The organism is Nocardiopsis codii, from assembly GCF_036327455.1.
GTDB classification, from domain to species: domain Bacteria; phylum Actinomycetota; class Actinomycetes; order Streptosporangiales; family Streptosporangiaceae; genus Nocardiopsis; species Nocardiopsis codii.
Genome location: NZ_JAUZMY010000091.1, coordinates 1 through 585, shown reverse-complemented (window position 1 = coordinate 585; position 585 = coordinate 1). Strand labels below are relative to the sequence as shown.

The 585-nt window shown below is 58.6% G+C and carries 1 protein-coding gene; it reads left to right on the top strand.

What is annotated here, in order from left to right:
• Positions 1-585: MFS transporter (locus tag Q8791_RS31765; protein ID WP_330095554.1), on the top strand; the 585-nt coding region annotated here is incomplete at both ends.

Genomic DNA, 585 nt, shown 5'->3' with positions numbered 1-585 from the left:
CCTTACCCACCTTTTGTGTCCTGCGCGATAACCCACGGCCGATCGAATCGTCTGAACCCCGGCCGCATGGTCTGCGGGCCCTCGGGCATTCCTACGCCGAGCTGTGGCGCAGCGTGGTGAGGATTTGGCACGTCAGCCGTAACACGATCATTTTCCTTATCGCTTCCGCCTTGTTCCGCGACGGGCTCAACGGCGTTTTCCAATTCGGTGGGCCACTCGCTCGTCAAACCTTTGGATTCAGTGCGTCAGGTGTACTCATCTTCGGTATTGTGGCCAATCTTATCGCCGGAATTTCCACAATCTTGCTGGGGCGCCTGGATGATCGCATCGGTCCGAAGCGACTCATCATTTTTTCACTGATCGTGTTGTCAGCGTGCGGTATGGGTGTTTTCATCGGCCACGCTGGTTCTGCCATGGTGTTTTGGGTGCTCGGCCTCATCATGTGTGGTTTCGTCGGACCGGCTCAGTCCGCGTCGCGGAGCCTCCTCACTCAGATCTGCCCGCCCGGGTACCAGGGAGAGGTCTTCGGTCTCTACGCGACCACTGGCAAAGCCGTCTCGTTCCTGGCACCGGCACTATTTGGCC